The following is a 17,320-nucleotide window of genomic DNA, read 5'->3' on the forward strand; positions in this document are numbered from 1 at the left end:
AGCATCTCCGGCCGCTCTCAGCGAGCCCGGGCGAAGGAGCATATCCCATGACGATCGCCAATCATGATTTTACTCGCGACACGAAAGTCCCGCTCGGCCGCTCATCGACCAGTCCGCTCGAACTGGATCTGGGCAAACTGATGGCGGGGCGCTGTCTGATCCAGGGATCTTCGGGCGCGGGAAAAAGCCAGACGCTGCGCCGGATCATCGAAGAAGCGTTCGACTATCTCACCACCATCATTATCGACCCGGAAGGCGAGTTCGCCAACCTGGCCGCCCATATTGGCGCCACCACGGTCATCGCGCGTGACTATGCCAATGATGGCCTCACCGCCCTCGCACTTCGAACACGGCACCACCGCATCGCCCTGCATCTCGACCTTACCGATCTGGAACCCGATCATCGCATCGAGAAGGCGGCGGCCTTCTTTGCAGGGCTGCTTTCGACGCCGCGCGAACATTGGGCTCACACCGTGCTGGTGTGCATCGATGAGGCGCATCTGCTCGCGCCCCATATGGCAGCCTCGGCCCGCGACGCGGAAACCCGCCGTCTGGGGGTCGCCACCTTGACGGATATGTGCGCTCGCGGCCGCAAGCGCGGCATTGGCACGATCATTGCGACCCAGCGCCTCGCCAAGCTCGCCAGTTCGGTGGTCTCCGAACTGCATAATCATCTGATTGGCCTTAACGTCTTCGATCGCGATGTTGCGCGCGCTGCCGACCTTCTCGGGTTCGGCAGCGATCAGGCGGCGTTGCTGCGCCAGCTTCCGCCTGGAGAGTTCTTCGCCTTCGGCCCGGCGCTTGCGGCGACGCCGGTGCTCGCGAAGATTGATCCCACGATCACCCCCCATATCGGGCGCACGCCTGATCTCGTTCCTGCCGCCGATCTCGATGCGGACCAGAGCCGGACCCTGCTCGATCTTGACACCCTGCGCGAGGTCGCGCCGACCAGAGGGAACCAGGGAGCCATGCGAGGCCAGCGTGCGCTCGACGCTTTCCTCCTCGATCCGGCCGCCCCCGCCGCAGCCCGTATTGTCGGCGCGTTGGGCAACATAGCGCCCAACGCCACCACGGCTGACGATCTCGCGCGTCACCTCGCATTGCCGGCGAACGATATCGATGCCGGGCTCGACCTGCTCGCCGCGATCGGTGCGTCCGACACCATGCCACGCGGCGATACGCGGATTGCGCGGCTGTCGGCCCGGTTGCGCCTGCGTGTCGTCGATACGCCCGTTATCGGCCTAGTCTGAAGGAAGAACGCCATGACCCAGACAAGCTTCGATCTTGACGCTGATATCGTCGAGCTCACGCCGTTCATTCCTGAACGGGACATTGGCGCAACGACAGCACTTGTCGAACTCGCCTTCCGTGCCGACGCATGGCTCCCCGATGAAATACAGCGCCTGCGCGCAGCCTTCGCCGACGACTGCACGATCGATGAGATCGCGATATTGTTTGGCCGGTCCCGTGCGGGCGTGGCCACCCGCATCCATGATCTTGGCCTGCGCCGGAACTCGCGGCGATCCTGGATCGCATGGGAAGATGAGGAACTGGCGCGCTGCTATGCGCAGGAACCTACCGCGACGCTAGCGGCGCGTCTCGGCCGGGGTGTGAGCGCTCTCTATGCCCGTGCGCAACTGCTCGGTCTCTCCGAACCGGGATCGCCGCCCTACAGCGGTTGGGAAGATGCACAGCTTTGCGTCGGGTACGAGAAGGGTGTTCCCGTCGCCCAGATTGCCAGCCTCATCGGCCGTCCCTTCGCTGGCGTCATCTCCCGCGCTTCGGCGCTGGGGCTGCGCCATGCCTGCCAGCCGGACGACTGGAGCGACGCGGAAATGGCCCGCGCACTCGCACTCGCGGCCACCGGCGCGCCCTATGTCGCCATTGCCAGGGCGCTGGCGTCTGAAGGTTTTCCGGCCCGGAACAGTCGCAGCCTTGGCCAACGCCTGCGCAAACTGGGTTACGGCAGGGGGTGGGGCAGGCCCTGGATCACCGAAGAAGACGAGCTGCTGCGCTACGCCTATACCAATGGCGCGAGCCTGACGCCGTTGAGGGAACGGCTTGGCCGCGGCCCGCATTCCATCCGCTGGCGTGCAGAGGCGCTTGGCTTGCGCGGCACGCATGTCCGCCGCGACGGGTTTCGGCAGGGACCTGTCTGGACGGCCGGGGAAGAAGCCCGGCTGCGAGCGGATTATGGCAAGGTCTCGACGCGGGACATTGCCAAAGACCTTGGTCGCGGCGTGCGCGCTGTCCTCTATCATGCCAATCGCCTGGGGCTGGTGCATGGCTTCATGCGCGCGTTCAGTGCGGACGAGGATAGCGCCATCCGCAACGCCTGGACCCATGGCGTCTCGATGGTCGATGTCGCCCAGGCGCTTGGCCGCGATCCCGCCGTCATCGGTAAGCATGGCGCGCGTATCGGCTGCCGGTTCAACGATCCGGCCAGGCTCTCCCGAGGTCCCAGGACCCGGCGGGCAAATCGCACACCCGTCACGCTCCAAAGCCTGCTTGCGCTTAACGCGGCTGCGGCGGTCGATGTCGACCGGTCAATCGCTGCCTGAACATATTCCTGCATGGAGGCCATGATGCCCTCGTCCGATCTGCCCGCGCGGTTGTCACCTTGCCGGCACCGTTTATGCTCATTCGATCACGCCTATAAAATCGCCCTCAATCTTCGGCGGGACACGGGTATCCCGCATTATGTCATTCGCGGGATCGTGCCCCTTCAGGCCTATCGGGTAACGACAAGGCCACCGGTGTGGCCGGATCGCTGGCTGGCGATGGCCGCATGATCTCGCCTTGCGGACCGCTACCGCTACTCCCCCAACCTCGCGCCTCATCCACCCTCGCTGCCCCCGGCGGCCCTGCATTCGCGGCCCGTCTTGCCGGGGGTTTGCGCAGAATTGTGCGCCGGTCGCAGCGCGGCGGGTGGGGTGGAGGGGTGAGCGTCGCGCGGGAGGCATGGGGAGCGCTGTTCCTTCGACGGGCGGCGCGGGAGGGCAAGGGCGGGACAGAGAGGAGAGAAGGGACGGGGAGGGTGTCGCCGGAAAATGGATTTCGAGCGACATTCGAAAGGTCAAGACGATGAACATCGGTGAAATCTTCAATCAGAACGGCCGCCTGACGGGCTCGATCGCCACCCGCACGATCGATCTCCCGCGCATCGGGCTGCGCAAGGTCATGAGCGGGAATGAGAAGGCTCCGGTCTACGAGATCCTGGCGCTCAACGTCGCGCGTCGCTGGGTTCAGGTCGGCGCTTTGTGGGAGGCTGCGTCCAAGCGCACCGGCGAGGTTTTCCTTGCCGGCAATATCGACGACCCCAGCCTGCCCGAGCCGCTGCCGATCGCGCTCTTCCCGGCCGATCATGGCGGCTACATGGTTGCATGGCGGCGCGACACCATGCGCTCCGACTTCGGAGGCGGCATGGGTACCAGCCGCACCAACTATGACGATCGCGGCGCGCGCGATCAGGGCGGCTTCGGCGATAGCACCGCAGGGGCTGACGGCGAGCTGGCCGGTGTGGGCGCGCCGTTTGGCGAGGAGGACCCGTTCTGATCATCCGTTGATCGGAACCCGTTCCGGGCCGGGGAGGCGTCAGGCTTCCTCGGCCCTTTTCCTTTCTTCGCATGAGGAGACAGTCCATGCCGCTTCCTTGTTTTCATGACATCGCGCCGCTCTCCGATCTCTCGGCGCTCTGCGTCGCGATCATGGCCAGCCCCGCAATCCGGGACCTGCTGGCACCCCAAAACACGCTTGCGGTCCGCTCGCCGGAGATCCCTGGCGGCGTTACATGCGGCGAGATCATCGCTGCTATTTATGACCTGCTCGAAGGCACACCCTTTGCGCCCCATGCGGCGCAAATCGTCGATGCCGTCCTGACGCGCTCGACCGCTTTCGCCAGTGCACGGGCGAGCACGCACTGATCCGACATAATGGGGCAGAACGTCGTTGCGCGTTCGCGCCCCTTTTTCCTTTTCCCTGATGAGGATAAGTCCCATGACCCACGACCATTCGCGGCGTATCAGCCACTTCGCAGACCTGCCGGCGCTGTTTGCGCAGATGACGGCGACACCGGAATTCAAGCGCGCCTTTGGCGATCCCATCCCGCTTTCGATCATTGCGCCGGGCGACGCGCCGGGCGAGCATGACATGCCCGAACCGCTCCATGCGCAGGCCGACTGTGCTGGCGTGATCGCCACCATATTCGATCTTTTGACCGATACCCGCCTCGACGCGCTCGCGCCCGAGATCGCATGGGGCATGGTCAACAGTTTCCATTTCGTCGCGGGCAAGCTCGAACGGCAGGAAGACATGCTGGCCCATGAACTGCGCGACATGATCCGGCGCACGGAGCCTTCCGAGGTCTTCAATAGCGAATTGGAGGAGAAACAGCTCCTGTGCCAGTCGCTGACCGAACAGCGCGAAGCGGTCGAGTGCATGCGCGATTATGCCGCCGAAACTTTCCGGGTGCTATCGGGTCGCCCCTGGTCGCCCGCCCGCGGATCGCGTGTGTCGAAAGCCGCCACCGCCACGCAGGTGTCGATACAGGATTTCCTGCGTGCCCGGGAACTGGCCGAACGCGAGCGGTACCGACCGCGTGGACCGATCGTCATCGCCTCAGGCCATGCCGACTGGCATGACTGGCAATTGCTCTGGGACAGGCTCGATACCATCCTCGAACGCATCCCGCATATGACGCTGGTGACGACCGCGCAGCGCAAGGGCTTCGACGCGATCGTGGCCTCTTGGGCGGGCAATCGGGAGGTGCAACTTGTGACTTATTCGCTGACGGGGTCAGGGCGCGGAGCGCCCTTTGCCCGCAACCGCAAGCTGGTGGATCTGAAACCCGTCGAAGCCTTGCTGGGTGAGGGATCGGGTATTCAGGCCAACCTTTATCAGGCCCTGCGCAAGGCCAGCGTTCCGATCCATGCCTTCCGCAAGGCCGACCAGGTGCCGGTCGAAAAAGTCACTCCGCCCCAGCGCAGCCGACTTCGCCGTGCCGCCTGACATTACATCGCTCGCATTCCGTTCGGGGACAGCGCTACGCGTGCTGTCCCCTTTTTCATGGAACAGATGCTGACCCTGGCGATGAGGGCAAGCGTGGCTAGCTCTCTCCCCCGAGGACAGCGTCTGGAGGCACCCATTTGCGAATCAGGGGCATCGAGCCCCAGATTCGCAACGCCTCTTCTCTCTCAAGAATTCCAAGGGTGGCACGGGACCGCGTCGGCCTCAAGGACGACGGGGCCCCACCATTTTTCGGGGCGGGTCAGGCGGGGCGCTTCTCCTACGACCAAAGTGGCCGCCCCAAAAAATCGTGACCCCCATCGCCGGCTTCGCCGGTCGCGTTCCGCGATCCTTGACCCCGCCGCTCGGAGCCCGTGCCCAGGGGAGAACCTCTTTCGTTTCAAAAGGAGGTTCACATGACGAAGATCAACCAGTCCGACCGCACATTTTCCGACATTGCTACATTCATCACGCAGGAGACAGCGGCCACCACCGACGATTTCCACACCGCCTTCGCGTCCGATCTCGATGGTGTCCGCATCGGGCGAGGCGGTGAGGAGATGGCGACCGATATGCCCGATCCGAGGGAAGCCCAGCTCGCCGTCGAACTGATCGTCACGACACTTTTCGATGTCCTGCGGGAGACGCGATTGGAACCCGCCGCGCAACGCCTGGCATGGGGTATCGTCAACAGCTTTCATCACGTCGCCGACCAGTGGGAGGGCCAGGCCGACAAGGCGACACGGCAGGTTCAGGACCTGCTGCGTCGCGCCGATGGCAGCGAAATCCACAGCGTCGAACTCGAGCAGGCACGCTACGAACTTGAATATCTCGACGAAGCTACCGATGCGCTGCGGTGCATGCGCGACCATGCCGCCGACGTTTTTCACGCCGAAACCGGGCGGCCATGGTCCGCGCCGAGGGGCTCGCTGGTGTCGAGCAAGCGCACCGCGTCGGTGATTGCCGCCACCGATTTCCTCGCCGCCCGTCGCCAGCGCAGAACCGACGCGCACAACCCGCAGGGACCCATCGTGATCTTCTCAGGAGGCGCGGAATGCTGGTTCGACGACCGCCTCATCTGGGAGAAGCTCGACGAAGCCAAATCCCGAAATCCGATGATGGTGCTGGCGACGACTGCGCAGGACAAGGGGTGCGACGCCATGGCCGCAGCGTGGGCAGCGTCGCGCAAAATCACGCTCATAACATTCCGGCTCAGCGCAAAGCTTGGCAAACGGGCGGGGTTCGTACGCAACGAGCAGATGGTCGGATTACGTCCCGTCGAAGCGCTGGTCTGCGAAGGATCGGGATTGCAATCGCACCTTGCGCGACTGGTCAGGGAGAAGCGTATCCCGGCGCGGTTTGTGAGGCTGAGCGATCAGGAATGGGAGGCGCAATGATGCCTCAAGAGGATCGGTCCGGTTTACCGGGCCGATCCTCATTTCTTTTTTCGAGCGCAGCACTCGCCCCCGCTCAGGGACCCGCAAGCGGGCCCGTCGCGGACGCGATGCGGAACCGCCAGCGCGGTCCCGGCCTCCTGCGCGCGGCTTCGCCGTGCTCGTCGCAGGGACACCCTTCGGGTGCGGTTTGGAAGGGCTGGTCGTCGCGGAAACGTCCAATGTGACGATCAGAGGAGGGGAGGGCAGTGGCGAGGGATGCCTCCTGTGGCATTGTGATCGGGGAAGGTCGGCGCAGGTGAAGTCTCGCCGATATCCGTCGGTGTGGCGACCGGGGATGCTTCATCATTATCTGATTTGCGCCGGAAGACCGCATCGTCATCCTGCGCTCCGATACCGACAGGACTGGGTTCCTTATGCTCCACCCCTGCCGGTTATCATCAGATTGCCGCTTCGCGGCGGGTCAGGTCACTGGCGGCAACTTTTTCAGGGCCGTCAGCGCTGCGCTGCCGCCAACCCGGATAGCCTGTGTCAGAAGTTCGCGAAACTCGCGCTCCGTCAGGGTTTCTATCGGCACATCGTTCACCATGGCCGCATATTTGCCGCGCAGAGCGCGGCGGGCGGTTTCCAGATCTTCCGTCAGCTTACGCTGACGTGTTTCGAGATCGGCAAGCCGATCCCTTTCGGTCATCTTTGGCATTTCCATCGTCCTTCCCCGATGGCCTGCCCGTCACACGCAACTTTGCCATTTCGACGGGCCAAAGCAAGAGTGGCTTGCCCCTTACTGCGGAACTGGCGGGGTGAAGGGCGCGCCGACGAGGCGGCGATGAGCCTGTCGTTAAATCCCCTGAAGAAGGTAATCCCGCTCGCGGGACCGGCCCTGATGCACGTCCCCCTTTTTTACATTCTGGGAGAACAAGCCCATGAGATTTACCCCTCGATCCACCTCAATATCGACCCCTGAAAACCAGCAGAAAGGGTGCCCCGCGCCTACCGGCACGAGGCTGCGCAGCGCGAGCGCGCTGCGTAAGGCGGGACGCACGGCGCAAGGCCGTATTGTAATGGACCCTACGCACGGGTGCTGCGCGCGCATTATGCCCTGAAAACATTAAGATAAGTCTGTACTACATGTCTTACGTCGAACCGGTGGGCTGTCGTACGCGAAACACCACGCTCACTTGGTCCAACCTATCTTATTGAAACGACATCTGGAATTTGGTGATACGCGTCGTACGCCATTGCGGATCCCAGAATGTAGTGACGCCGGAACCGTCGGGGCGACGCCCGTTGAATCCTGGCCGAATTCATGGTCTTTTTGCCGCTTCAGAAAGGATAGCGCCATGCCGGAATTGAACGAGGACTATATCAGCGACCTACGCCGGGCGGTGGTAAAGGCCATCTGCGAAGTGTCGGCGCAAAGGCAGCACTCTCCGGAAGCGGGGAAGGGGGACACACTCTATATCGGCTCAGCCGAAGTCTGTCAGATGCTCACGATTTTGCTGGCCGAGTTTCTGGAGGGCGTCCCTGGTCTCGATACGCCCAGTGAGGTGCGGCGCATGTCGGACGTTGTAGCCAAGAAGATCAGACTGGGGATCGGCGAAATCCGTCGACACCGCGGGGAGACAGGCGGAACGCCGCCGCCTTCCATCATCATCAGAGGCAACTGACAGAGTCCGCTCAGCCCGTTTTCCTGTCGGCAGGTATTCTCAGCGCTAAATCTCTGGATCAATCTGGTGATAGGGCGGCTTGCACCAATATTGCCGTTCCGGTAATATGCGACCGCTTCATGATATTTTCGAAGGTCTCCGGATAAGGAGACCCTTCGCTTGCCCAAGCTAAATTTCCGCCTCGATGAATCGCTGCATGCCGCCTTGATGCGCCGTGCGCTCGGCGCGAACCTGTCCTTATCGGGGTTCATCCGTCAGCTCCTTGAACAGGCGGTCGATGAGCGCAAACGCTATGTCTTCTCCTCCCAGGATGAGATCCTCGCCACCTCGATCCAGATCCTGTCAATCGTCGCGACGTCCGTCGGCGAGCAATCTCCCAGCGCGCTCGAGCAGGGCATGGCGCAGGCCCGAATGATCCTTGCCGAACGTGGACTGCTTGGCGGCGAGGATATCCCATGAGCATCTTTCGCAACGACACGTTAGGCTCCTGGACGCGGGGCGGACAGGCGATCGTCCACAATGTCCGAATGACGACCCAGGTCTTCTACCAGACCATATTGGCCGGCTTCATCATCTGGATCATCGGCACGCTCTGGTATGCGTTCGAGAAGTCGACCGAGTATGAGCGGTTCGTTCTGGTCAAATTGGCCGAAGCCACGATCAAGGTGGATGCCGCCGCCGGGACCAATGATCCGGTGCAGTTTCGCACCCCCGAAGGCCAGGCCTACTGGACCTCGGCGGACTGGCTGGTTGCCTCCACCCTCGCGAAAAAGACCCTGCATGCATTTGAAGTCTATCTGCTGCATGGCGCACTGCTCTCTGGCCTGTTCACCCTTGTCATGCTCGCCTGGGCCTGGTTCTACTTCACCCGGACGGGTAAGGGCCTGGGCTCCAACGAATATCTGCGAGGGGCAAGGTTCGGCACGATCCGTCAGGTGAAACGCGCGCTATGGCGACAGACCAAGGGACCGCTGGTAATCGGTAATGTGCCGGTGCCTGAGGCCTATGAGCCTGAGCATATCCTGCTGTGCGGTGCGCCGGGCACAGGCAAGACAAACCTGATCGTCGGCATGCTCGACGGCATCCGCAAATCGGGTCGGCGCGCCATCGTCTATGATACCGCCGGGACCTTCGTCGAGAAATTCTATCGGCAGGGCACTGACATGTTGCTCAACCCGCTCGACCAGCGCGCGGCGCGCTGGTCGCCCTGGGTCGATGTGCCGCGCGACTACCATTATGATCAGATCGCGGAATCGACCATTCCCGACAAGCATGGCGATCCCTTCTGGGCGAAGGCGGCGCGGGGGACGCTGGTTGCGGTCATGCGCAAGTTGGCGCGCCAGAAACATACCTATGTCTCGGTCCTGCTCGACCGTCTGCTGCGCTCTAAACTGAAGGACCTCGCCGCCTTTGTCACCGGGACCGATGCCGCCGCCTTCATCAGCACCGAAGGCGAACGGACATCAGCCGGCATCCAGGCCGAACTTGCATCGGTCATGCGCAGCTTCGGCTATCTCGATGACACCGAAGACGGCTTCTCGATCCGAGACTGGGTGGAAAAGGGCGCTGATGGAAGCTGGCTCTTCATCACAGTGAAAGCCGATCAGCTTCCCTCGCTACGCCCGCTTATCACCGTCTGGCTCGACATCGCAATCAGCGCGATCATGAGCCTGACGCCAGATCGCGACCGGCGGCTCTATTGCGTGATCGATGAACTGCCGACGCTGCATAAGCTGCCGTCGCTCTCGGATTTCCTTGCCCGTGCCCGCAAATATGGCGGCTGCGGCATATTGGGCTTCCAGTCCTATCCCCAGCTCAAGGCCACTTACGGCAAGGACGATGCGGCTGCGATCACTGGCTATTGCTCGACCTGGGTGGCGCTGCGCGCGAATGACACGGATACCGCCGAGCATGTTTCGATCAACCTTGGTCAGGTCGAACAGGTCGAAGCCAATGAGGGCATGTCCTATGGGGTCAACGACATGCGCGATGGGGTCAATCTGTCGCGGATGCAGGTGACGCGGCCACTGGTCATGTCGACCGAGGTCACCAACCTGCCCAACCTGGTGGGCTTCCTGCGCTTCGGCCGCAATTTGCCCGTGGTGCGGTTCGATAGCCGGTTCAACGACGTACCCTCTTTGGGACCAGCCTTCCTCGAACGCACGACACCCCCCATTCAGATCGACAAGGCCGAGATGCTCGTTCGCATCGCTCACGCCGAAGCGCGTGTTCGTGAAGCGATGGAGCGGGAAGCCACGCAGTCATCTCCGCCAGCGACACATGTCGAGATCAAGCCAGCGAAGCCTTCGCTATCTTCAGAATCTGTCCCGAGGCCATCACCGCAGCCGGAACTGTTTACGCTTCCAGCGCCGAACATCGATCCGCAACGTGTGGAAGATTTATTGCTCAATGACGAGAATGCGGATTTGCCTGCGCCCGCCCGCAACCTTTGGACGATCCTTGCCGGCAAGCAGGGAGAAATCCGGTCCGATCTTGTCCAGCATGGCCGCGATGACGGACCGCGTGAGCGGGCGAGGCCAGCATGATCCAGCCGCAACGCCTCCATGGCACACCAGCCAATATCGCCCGCTACTACACGGTTGGCGATTACTACACCAAGGGCGGTAACGAACCGTCTGAATGGGGTGGGAAGCTGGCAGCCGATCTCGGCCTCTCCGGCGCTGTTGATCCAAAGCTGTTGCGCGACCTACTTGCTGGAAAAGTCGGCGATCAACAACTCGGACGACACCGTGCGGATGGCGAAATTCAGCATCACCCCGGTTGGGATTTTGCGGTCAATGCGCCAAAGTCGGTTTCGATCATGGGGCTGGTGGCAGGTGACGAACGCGTGCTCGCCGCCCATGAGCGCGCGGTGAACGCGGCTATCTCCTATCTGGAAGAGCAGGCGCAGTTGCGCCGCCGTGATGAAGGGAAGATCGTCCACGAAACAACGGGCCGGATCCTGGTTGCTCGTTTCACCGAGCATGGCAGCCGGGAACTCGATCCACATCTGCATACGCATCTCGTCGTGCTCAACATGACGAACCACGAGAATGGCGATCCCATGGCAAGCCTGGAAAGCCGGGTCATGTATGGCGAACAGCGCGTGGCCGGGCAGATCTATCGCAACGCGCTGGCCTTCGGTTTGCGCGAAGCGGGCTATGAAATCGATGCTGATCCGCGTTCCGGATTGTTCGAGATACGAAGCGTGCCGAAGGACCTGATCGACCATTTCTCGAAGCGCGCCGAGGCGATTGAAGACCATGCGCGCGAGCATGGTCTGGTGGGCCAGAAAGCCCAGCGTGCTTCCTTTTACGCCACCCGCAAGGCGAAGGTGAAGATCGGCGAGGCCGAACTCAGCGCGCAATGGCATCAGCGGACAGGCAAGCGTGTCGAAACGCTGCAGGAGATTGCTGCGCTGGCGCGGGGTCTGGAAGGGGAGCATCCGGCGCCCACGGAACGCGATGCGTCGCGTGCGGCTCTTTTTGGCTTGCGGCAACTGGAGACATCCGAGGCGGTCAACAATTTAGGCGATATATTGCGCACTGGTCTTGCTGCCTATGTCGGTGAAGTCCGGCTCGACGATATCCGTCCCCGGATCGCAGCACATGAGGTCCTGCGCAAATTGCTGCCGACCCATGATCAGACCGGTGACAGGGTGTTGACCCGTGGCCGCACCAGCCGGAAGTCCTGGCGTCTGGAGCTGGCATTGACCCAGCATATCGCGCTTGGCCTTGATGACGCGCGTCCAATCGCCACCAGCGATCGCTTGCTGGCCGTGCTCGACGGGACGTCGCTCAACACGCAGCAGCAGCGCGCACTTGTCGAGACGGCGCTGACGCGGGATCGGGTCACGGCGATTCACGGTGTTGCCGGTTCTGGAAAATCGACGCTGGTGAGAGTTCTCGCTGAGGCGGCCGAGCCGGGAACGTCATTGATTGCATTAGCACCCACATCATCGGCCGCTGCGGAACTGGGAAGCAAGGCGAACATCATGTCTCATACTGTCGCCAGCTTCGTCGCGCGCGGCGGGCAGGGAATCACGGACCGCCATGTGCTGGTTCTCGATGAAGCAGGGCAGCTCGGCAGCCGCCAGGCCCAGCGGATGCTGGAGATCAGCGGGACAACCGGCGCACGGCTGCTTTTCCTCGGAGACGAGAAACAGACCGGGGCGATCGAGCAGGGCAAACCCTTCTGGTTGATGCGAAGGCTGGGCTTGCCGACGGTCGAGTTGACGCAAGCCGTTCGGCAGGAAACGAAATCGATCAAGGCTGCCGTTACCGCCGCGCGCGCCGGGAACTTTGCCGAGGCATTGGCAAAGCTCGATAGCGTCAACACCGTCGACGACAATGAAAAGATGGCGGAGCAGGTCGTCAATGCCTGGATACGGCTCAAGCCGGAATCACGGGCAGGGACCAATATCCTTGTTCTCGACAATGCGACCCGGCTGATCGTCAACAGTAAGATTCGCGAAGCGCTGAAAAACGAGAATGGGCTGGCCGCCGAGGATAGTAGGTTTTCCATCCTGGCCCCAGCGGGCTCGACCAATATCCAGAAGCATATGGCCCGCTTCTACGGGGCAGGACAGGTGGTGCGTTTCGAGCGGGACATTGCAGACCTCGGTATCGCACGGCACGCCGACTATCGGGTCGCTGGACTAGGCCGGGAGGTCAATGGGCGCCAGGTTGTGCGTTTTGTCGACGATCAGGGGCGCGTCATACGCTGGGATCCGCAGACGACGAAGGCCCGCCACATCAATGTGTTCAATCCTGAAGAACGGGATATTGCGGAGGGTGACCGTATGCAGTGGCGGCTCGTCAATCGCGAACTCGGGCTACGCAATGCGGAGCGCGGCACCGCAGAAAAACTTGATGGGCCGGTAGCGACGATCCGCTGGGATCGAGATGGGCGCGTGCAGCAGGTTAATCTGTCGGAACACCGGACCTGGGATCATGGTTATGCAGAGACGGTCTATTCCGCCCAGTCCAAAACCTATCCGCGCGTTTTCGTGCTGGCGCCGGTCGAATCGCCGCTGGTCAACGCCCAGAATTTCTACACTGCCATTACCCGCGCGGCATTCGGTGCCAGGCTATGGACCAACAACGTCAAGGAACTGATTGGCAAGCTCGAGCGCCAATCAGGAGAGAAGACGTCTTCGTCGGAAGGGTTGGGCCGGTTGAAGACTGACCGCGTAGATGCCTTCTCGAAACGCCGGGAAGGCCATCTGGAAAATTTGAGGGCCGAGCAGGAGCGAGACCGAAACGAGCGGCGCGATCGGGCGCTCGAGCGACAACTCCACTATCGTGACCGCTCACCCCGTGGCGCGGCTGAGCATCTTGCCGACGGTGCCCGGAACATCGCGCAGGTGCTCGACAGGTTTCTCGCAGGCATTCTCGACCATGCGCGCGCCGAATGGACAGCGCCGAAAACCGGCATCGACCGGGAAAGCGAATCTCCTGCGCATCGACCCGGACCCTCCCATGGCCCCGAACGATAAGGTAACTGCCTATGCTTCGCTGTAAGTTTGCCGTTCAGCTGACCCAGGGAAAGCGCTTCGCGGGCGCTGTCCCACCTCTGCATGGGTTTGAATTCCGTACGTCGCGCCTGACCGGAAGGTGTAGAGTTTCCTTCAGACGCATTGGATGGACCGGGCCTGACAGCTGGACTTCTTTCGCTCGTAGCGCCGCCGCCGAGATCAGTTCGGGGAGAGCGCTCTATGCATTTCTGAAAGGTGGCCCAGTTGCGGCGCTGTCACTTTACAGTGATCCGACCAATACGATCACTACGCCTGGAACCGCTATCAGGAGGGTCGGATGAGGTCATACGGCATCCCCAGGCTGCTATGCACTGCCGTCATCACTATGGCATTGTACACCGCCCCCACACTTTCGAAGTCTTCTGACGAGGGGGACTTGCGGATCTCCGCCTGTATTCGGCGAGCCTCGCTTGGTCAGCCCTGGCTCGAGAAAACGCTTTGGGGATTGCGCGATCAGGAAGCGGGCTGGATCGGCGCTGAGGTTCGTAACATCAATGGCTCTTACGATCTTGGTCCCTTGCAGATCAACAGTTGGTGGATACCTCGCATCGCTGCGCTTGTTGGGCGTGCACCTGTTCAGGTTCGACATTGGCTGCGGTTTGATCCCTGCTTCAACGCGGAGGCTGCAAGGTGGATATTCTTATCTGCCCTGCGCTCGAACGGCAATTACTGGAAGGCGATTGGCGTCTATCACAGCCCGACGACGTGGCGGCAGAGACGCTATCGTAGTTCGGTAGCTCAGCATATGCGGACGAGATACGGAGATGCTGTCTTTCGCCCGTGAGTGACCTTGATTTGCCAGACCGAGTGCACAGAGTGTTTCGTGAGTAGCATGTGCTTTCACCCGCAGCTGGCGCAGCGGAGTCGATCCCCAAGTCGCTGTGTGGATGAACCATGCTACGTGGCGCTGCTAAGAGTCTTCTCTGATTGGGGCCCTTTGGGTCAAGCTGCTTCCTCGATTACGTGATCGTTCCCATGGATCACTCGCTTCTCTCCGCGGTCGGCGCAAGGCCGCCGCATAATGGGGTCATGGAGAGCAAGGCGTCTCAATCTGTTTCGCGACCTTCAGCTGGGCTGAGGTTCCGGACTCTAAGCGAGATCGTCTTGCCCTTCGTCCCCATGGGAACGACGCTACCCGTCTTCTCAGGCGGGATTCTGATTGTGCCTCCTCATGCTGCCTGGCCTGCAGGAACCTTCCCCCAGCGAAACTCGGTCTGATCGCTCCACATCCGATGCAGGATCACTGCGAGCTTACGGGCGACAGCGACGCGGGCCTTTGCCATCCCCCGCCGCTTGGCAATACCTATGCCCCAGGCCTTGAGCGCCGACCATTTCTTGCATCGGGTCAACAACGTATGGGCCGCCTCGTAAAGCAATGTGCGCGCGAGTTCATCGCCGCACCGGCTGACGCGTCCCTGCACATCTGTTTCACCCGATTGATATCGCCTTGGAGTCAGGCCAAGGTGGGCACCGACATCGCGAGATCGTCGGAAGCGGTCAGGTCGATCCACCGTCGCGCGAAAGGCGAGCGCCGTCAGCGGCCCCACGCCGGGCACGGTCATCAACTGTCGGCAGATCGGTTCAACTCGAACAGCCTCAAGAACACGGCGTGTCAGCCGTTCAAGTTGGCAGTGCATGGCGGCGATGATGGCCAGCAAGGGTTCTGTAATATCCGCCAGCGAAGGATCGGTTTCAGCGAGTTCGCGCACCCGCGTGGCGAACAGCTTGCGCCCTGGAGCTCCCACTTTGAGCCCGCTTTCGCGTAGTACGGCGCGAACCGCATTCTCCATGTCCCGCACTTTGCAGAGCACCGTCTGGACTTGTAACGGTTGTATAATCGCATCCCTGCAGTCAAGCGTGGTTGGCATGGGAAGGCTAATCGCGTCGGGCAGGGCGTCGACACGTTAATCAACCTTGTGCTTGTTTTTCTCAATACGGCGTGTCGCGCGAGGGTTTTCGTATGCCGGGAGCAGGGTTGTCTTCGCGGTCGGCATAAAGCCGCCGCATGATGGGTCTCCGCAGGCAAGGTCTTCCTATGTTTTGTGCGCAGTCTTTAAAAAGCTGCAGCCGTTAAAGCGGAATGACCTGACCCACGTCCGCGGCAGGGACGCCTCAATACGTCAGATGCTGACGCGCTGAGAAGTTAAGCAGGTGAATTGGTTATGCGGTGACGCCAGCCGATGTGTTGAATGCCTCTCCTGTATTGAGCATTGTGTGCATGATGACTGCCAGTTTGCGGGCCACAGCGACCGCGGCGCGCTTGAAACCCAGCCGCTCGCGCAGCCTGAGGCCCCAGTCTTTGAGGCCGCTCTGGTTGCTAGCGTGGGTACGCGTGAGAATGACCGTTGCCGCCTCGTATAAGAGGCCGCGCAGATAGTTGTCGCCTCGCCGCGAGATGTGGCCGTCATAATCCACTTCGCCTGATTGGTAACGCCGCGTGGTAAGCCCGAGCCAGGCGCCGACCGCGCGTGAAGTTTTGAAGTTTGCTGGGTCTTCGATCGCCGCAGCATAGGAGACGGCCGTGACCGCCCCGACTCCCGGGATCGTCATCAGCAACTTGATTGCCTGGCTTTGCCGGGCTGCGGCGAGCAACTGACGATCAAGTTCTGCGGCGCGCTTGCGGATGTCGCGCCAGGCCTCTAGCAAAGGCAATATGATCTGTGCCAGGCCATCCCTGCCGTCCAGAAGCTCGCGGACATTCCCGTCGAATACACGGCCTGTACCCTTGGGAACGATGATGCCAAACGTCTTCATGACCCCGCGGATCTGATTGCTCAGCTGCGTTGAGATGGTAAGCAACAGGTTGCGGGCGCCCACCAGTGTGCGGGTCAACATGGCGTCGAACGACTTCACCCTGACCGCCTTGTAAAAGCCGGCTTCTGCCAGTTGGGCCAGACCGTCAGCATCATTGGCATCAGTCTTGTTGAGCGTCTCGTTCAATATTTTCTGCGCATGACGCGCTTCGATGCAGACCGCGGGAACTCCCGCCGCCGTTAATGCATGATAGAACCATGTCGACAATGGACCTGTCTCGAATACCACCCGCTCCGCATGCGGGGCGTGTTTGCGGACTATCTGCGCCAGGATCTGGGGATCCGATGCGCACTTGCCGCGCCAGATCCGTTTTCCATCCTGACGAATGGAAATCGCGGTATCTTTTAGTGAAACGTCAAAGCCTATATACTGTTTCATGGTTGCTCTCCGTGCGATGCTTGGGCCCGGTGCCAATCGTGAGCCCGTTTTTCCATCATATCGGGGGGCAACCACCCCTGTCAGCTATATCAAAATGCTGATGCCCGGGACGAATCGCGCCGCGATTATCCCATGTTTTGTGCCGGTCACCTATCTCATTATGCCACCTTGGCTTCGAACGCGAGCGGGCTGATGCCGCCCAGATATGAATGGCGACGACGGGTGTTGTAGAAGCCATTGATGTACTGGAAGATGGCGGCTTCTGCCTGACGCCGCGTCGGCCAGCTCTGCCGCCAGATGAGTTCGGCCTTCAGGGATTTGAAGAAGGTCTCGACGGACGCATTGTCGTAGCAATTTCCCTTGCCGCTCATCGATGGACGCAGGCCATAGGCCTGCAGCTTTTTCTGATAGTCGTAAGAACAATATTGGCTGCCACGATCCGAATGAAAAAAGCAGCCTTCCGGAGGCTGGCGCAGGCGCACCGCCATATCCAGCGCTCTGATCGCCAAGTCCTTCTTCATTCTGTC

14 protein-coding genes and 1 pseudogene are annotated in these 17,320 nt (G+C 61.5%); 11 read left to right on the forward strand and 4 right to left on the reverse strand.

From position 1 onward, the window contains the following. The first annotated feature begins 47 nt into the window (after positions 1–47). The 6 genes from QMG56_RS18030 to QMG56_RS18055 all read left to right on the forward strand — a co-directional run bounded on the left by QMG56_RS18030 (position 48) and on the right by QMG56_RS18055 (position 6,401). Positions 48–1,250, forward strand: a complete 1,203-nt coding sequence (locus QMG56_RS18030) for an ATP-binding protein (protein ID WP_086486305.1) — start codon at positions 48–50, stop codon at positions 1,248–1,250. Between the two features lie 12 nt (positions 1,251–1,262). Continuing rightward, on the forward strand, positions 1,263–2,561 hold the full coding sequence (locus QMG56_RS18035; RefSeq protein ID WP_086486306.1) for a hypothetical protein: 1,299 nt from the start codon (positions 1,263–1,265) through the stop codon (positions 2,559–2,561). A 523-nt stretch (positions 2,562–3,084) separates the two neighbouring features. After that, the gene (locus QMG56_RS18040; RefSeq protein ID WP_086486308.1) at positions 3,085–3,555 is read left to right on the forward strand and encodes a DUF736 domain-containing protein; all 471 of its coding nucleotides are present in this window, start codon (positions 3,085–3,087) and stop codon (positions 3,553–3,555) included. Between the two features lie 86 nt (positions 3,556–3,641). Then, complete coding sequence (locus QMG56_RS18045) at positions 3,642–3,923, forward strand: hypothetical protein (protein WP_086486309.1); 282 nt, start codon at positions 3,642–3,644, stop codon at positions 3,921–3,923. 73 nt (positions 3,924–3,996) lie between these two features. Then, positions 3,997–5,007 carry a DUF2493 domain-containing protein gene (locus tag QMG56_RS18050; protein WP_086486310.1) on the forward strand — a complete coding sequence of 337 codons (1,011 nt, stop codon included), beginning with the start codon at positions 3,997–3,999 and terminating at the stop codon, positions 5,005–5,007. Positions 5,008–5,420: 413 nt separating this feature from the next. Beyond that, positions 5,421–6,401, forward strand: coding sequence for a DUF2493 domain-containing protein (locus QMG56_RS18055; protein WP_043152361.1), 981 nt, complete (start codon positions 5,421–5,423; stop codon positions 6,399–6,401). 460 nt (positions 6,402–6,861) lie between these two features. On the opposite strand, the gene QMG56_RS18060 is transcribed toward QMG56_RS18055, so the two are convergent. Next, positions 6,862–7,098 carry a hypothetical protein gene (locus QMG56_RS18060; protein WP_043152386.1) on the reverse strand — a complete coding sequence of 79 codons (237 nt, stop codon included), beginning with the start codon at positions 7,096–7,098 and terminating at the stop codon, positions 6,862–6,864. A gap of 640 nt (positions 7,099–7,738) precedes the next feature. On the opposite strand from QMG56_RS18060, the gene QMG56_RS18065 reads away from it, so the two are divergent. The 5 genes from QMG56_RS18065 to QMG56_RS18085 all read left to right on the forward strand — a co-directional run bounded on the left by QMG56_RS18065 (position 7,739) and on the right by QMG56_RS18085 (position 14,385). Further along, entirely contained in the window at positions 7,739–8,065 is a 327-nt protein-coding gene (locus tag QMG56_RS18065; RefSeq protein WP_086486311.1) for a hypothetical protein, read from the forward strand. A 159-nt stretch (positions 8,066–8,224) separates the two neighbouring features. Continuing rightward, positions 8,225–8,524, forward strand: coding sequence for a CopG family transcriptional regulator (locus QMG56_RS18070; RefSeq protein WP_086486312.1), 300 nt, complete (start codon positions 8,225–8,227; stop codon positions 8,522–8,524). Further along, entirely contained in the window at positions 8,521–10,611 is a 2,091-nt protein-coding gene (locus tag QMG56_RS18075) for a type IV secretion system DNA-binding domain-containing protein (protein ID WP_086486313.1), read from the forward strand. Before QMG56_RS18070 ends, QMG56_RS18075 begins: the two co-directional genes overlap by 4 nt. Continuing rightward, positions 10,608–13,562 (forward strand): MobF family relaxase, encoded by a 2,955-nt coding sequence (gene mobF / locus QMG56_RS18080; protein WP_086486314.1) that lies wholly within the window; start codon positions 10,608–10,610, stop codon positions 13,560–13,562. The genes QMG56_RS18075 and mobF overlap by 4 nt, the downstream gene beginning before the upstream one ends. A gap of 364 nt (positions 13,563–13,926) precedes the next feature. Further along, the gene (locus QMG56_RS18085; RefSeq protein ID WP_086486448.1) at positions 13,927–14,385 is read left to right on the forward strand and encodes a lytic transglycosylase domain-containing protein; all 459 of its coding nucleotides are present in this window, start codon (positions 13,927–13,929) and stop codon (positions 14,383–14,385) included. A 385-nt stretch (positions 14,386–14,770) separates the two neighbouring features. Here the strand turns inward: QMG56_RS18085 and QMG56_RS18090 are convergent. The 3 genes and pseudogenes from QMG56_RS18090 to QMG56_RS18100 form a co-directional block, all read right to left on the reverse strand. Continuing rightward, a pseudogene (locus tag QMG56_RS18090) lies at positions 14,771–15,412 on the reverse strand (IS110 family transposase); the annotation flags it as partial. 349 nt (positions 15,413–15,761) lie between these two features. Continuing rightward, positions 15,762–16,793, reverse strand: a complete 1,032-nt coding sequence (locus tag QMG56_RS18095) for an IS110 family transposase (RefSeq protein ID WP_086486315.1) — start codon at positions 16,791–16,793, stop codon at positions 15,762–15,764. Between the two features lie 158 nt (positions 16,794–16,951). Beyond that, positions 16,952–17,320, reverse strand: a 369-nt coding sequence (locus QMG56_RS18100; protein WP_281823821.1) for an IS3 family transposase, incomplete at its 5' end; no start/stop codon positions are given.

This window comes from Sphingobium sp. BS19, from assembly GCF_027925545.1.
In the GTDB taxonomy this organism is placed as follows: Bacteria; Pseudomonadota; Alphaproteobacteria; order Sphingomonadales; family Sphingomonadaceae; genus Sphingobium.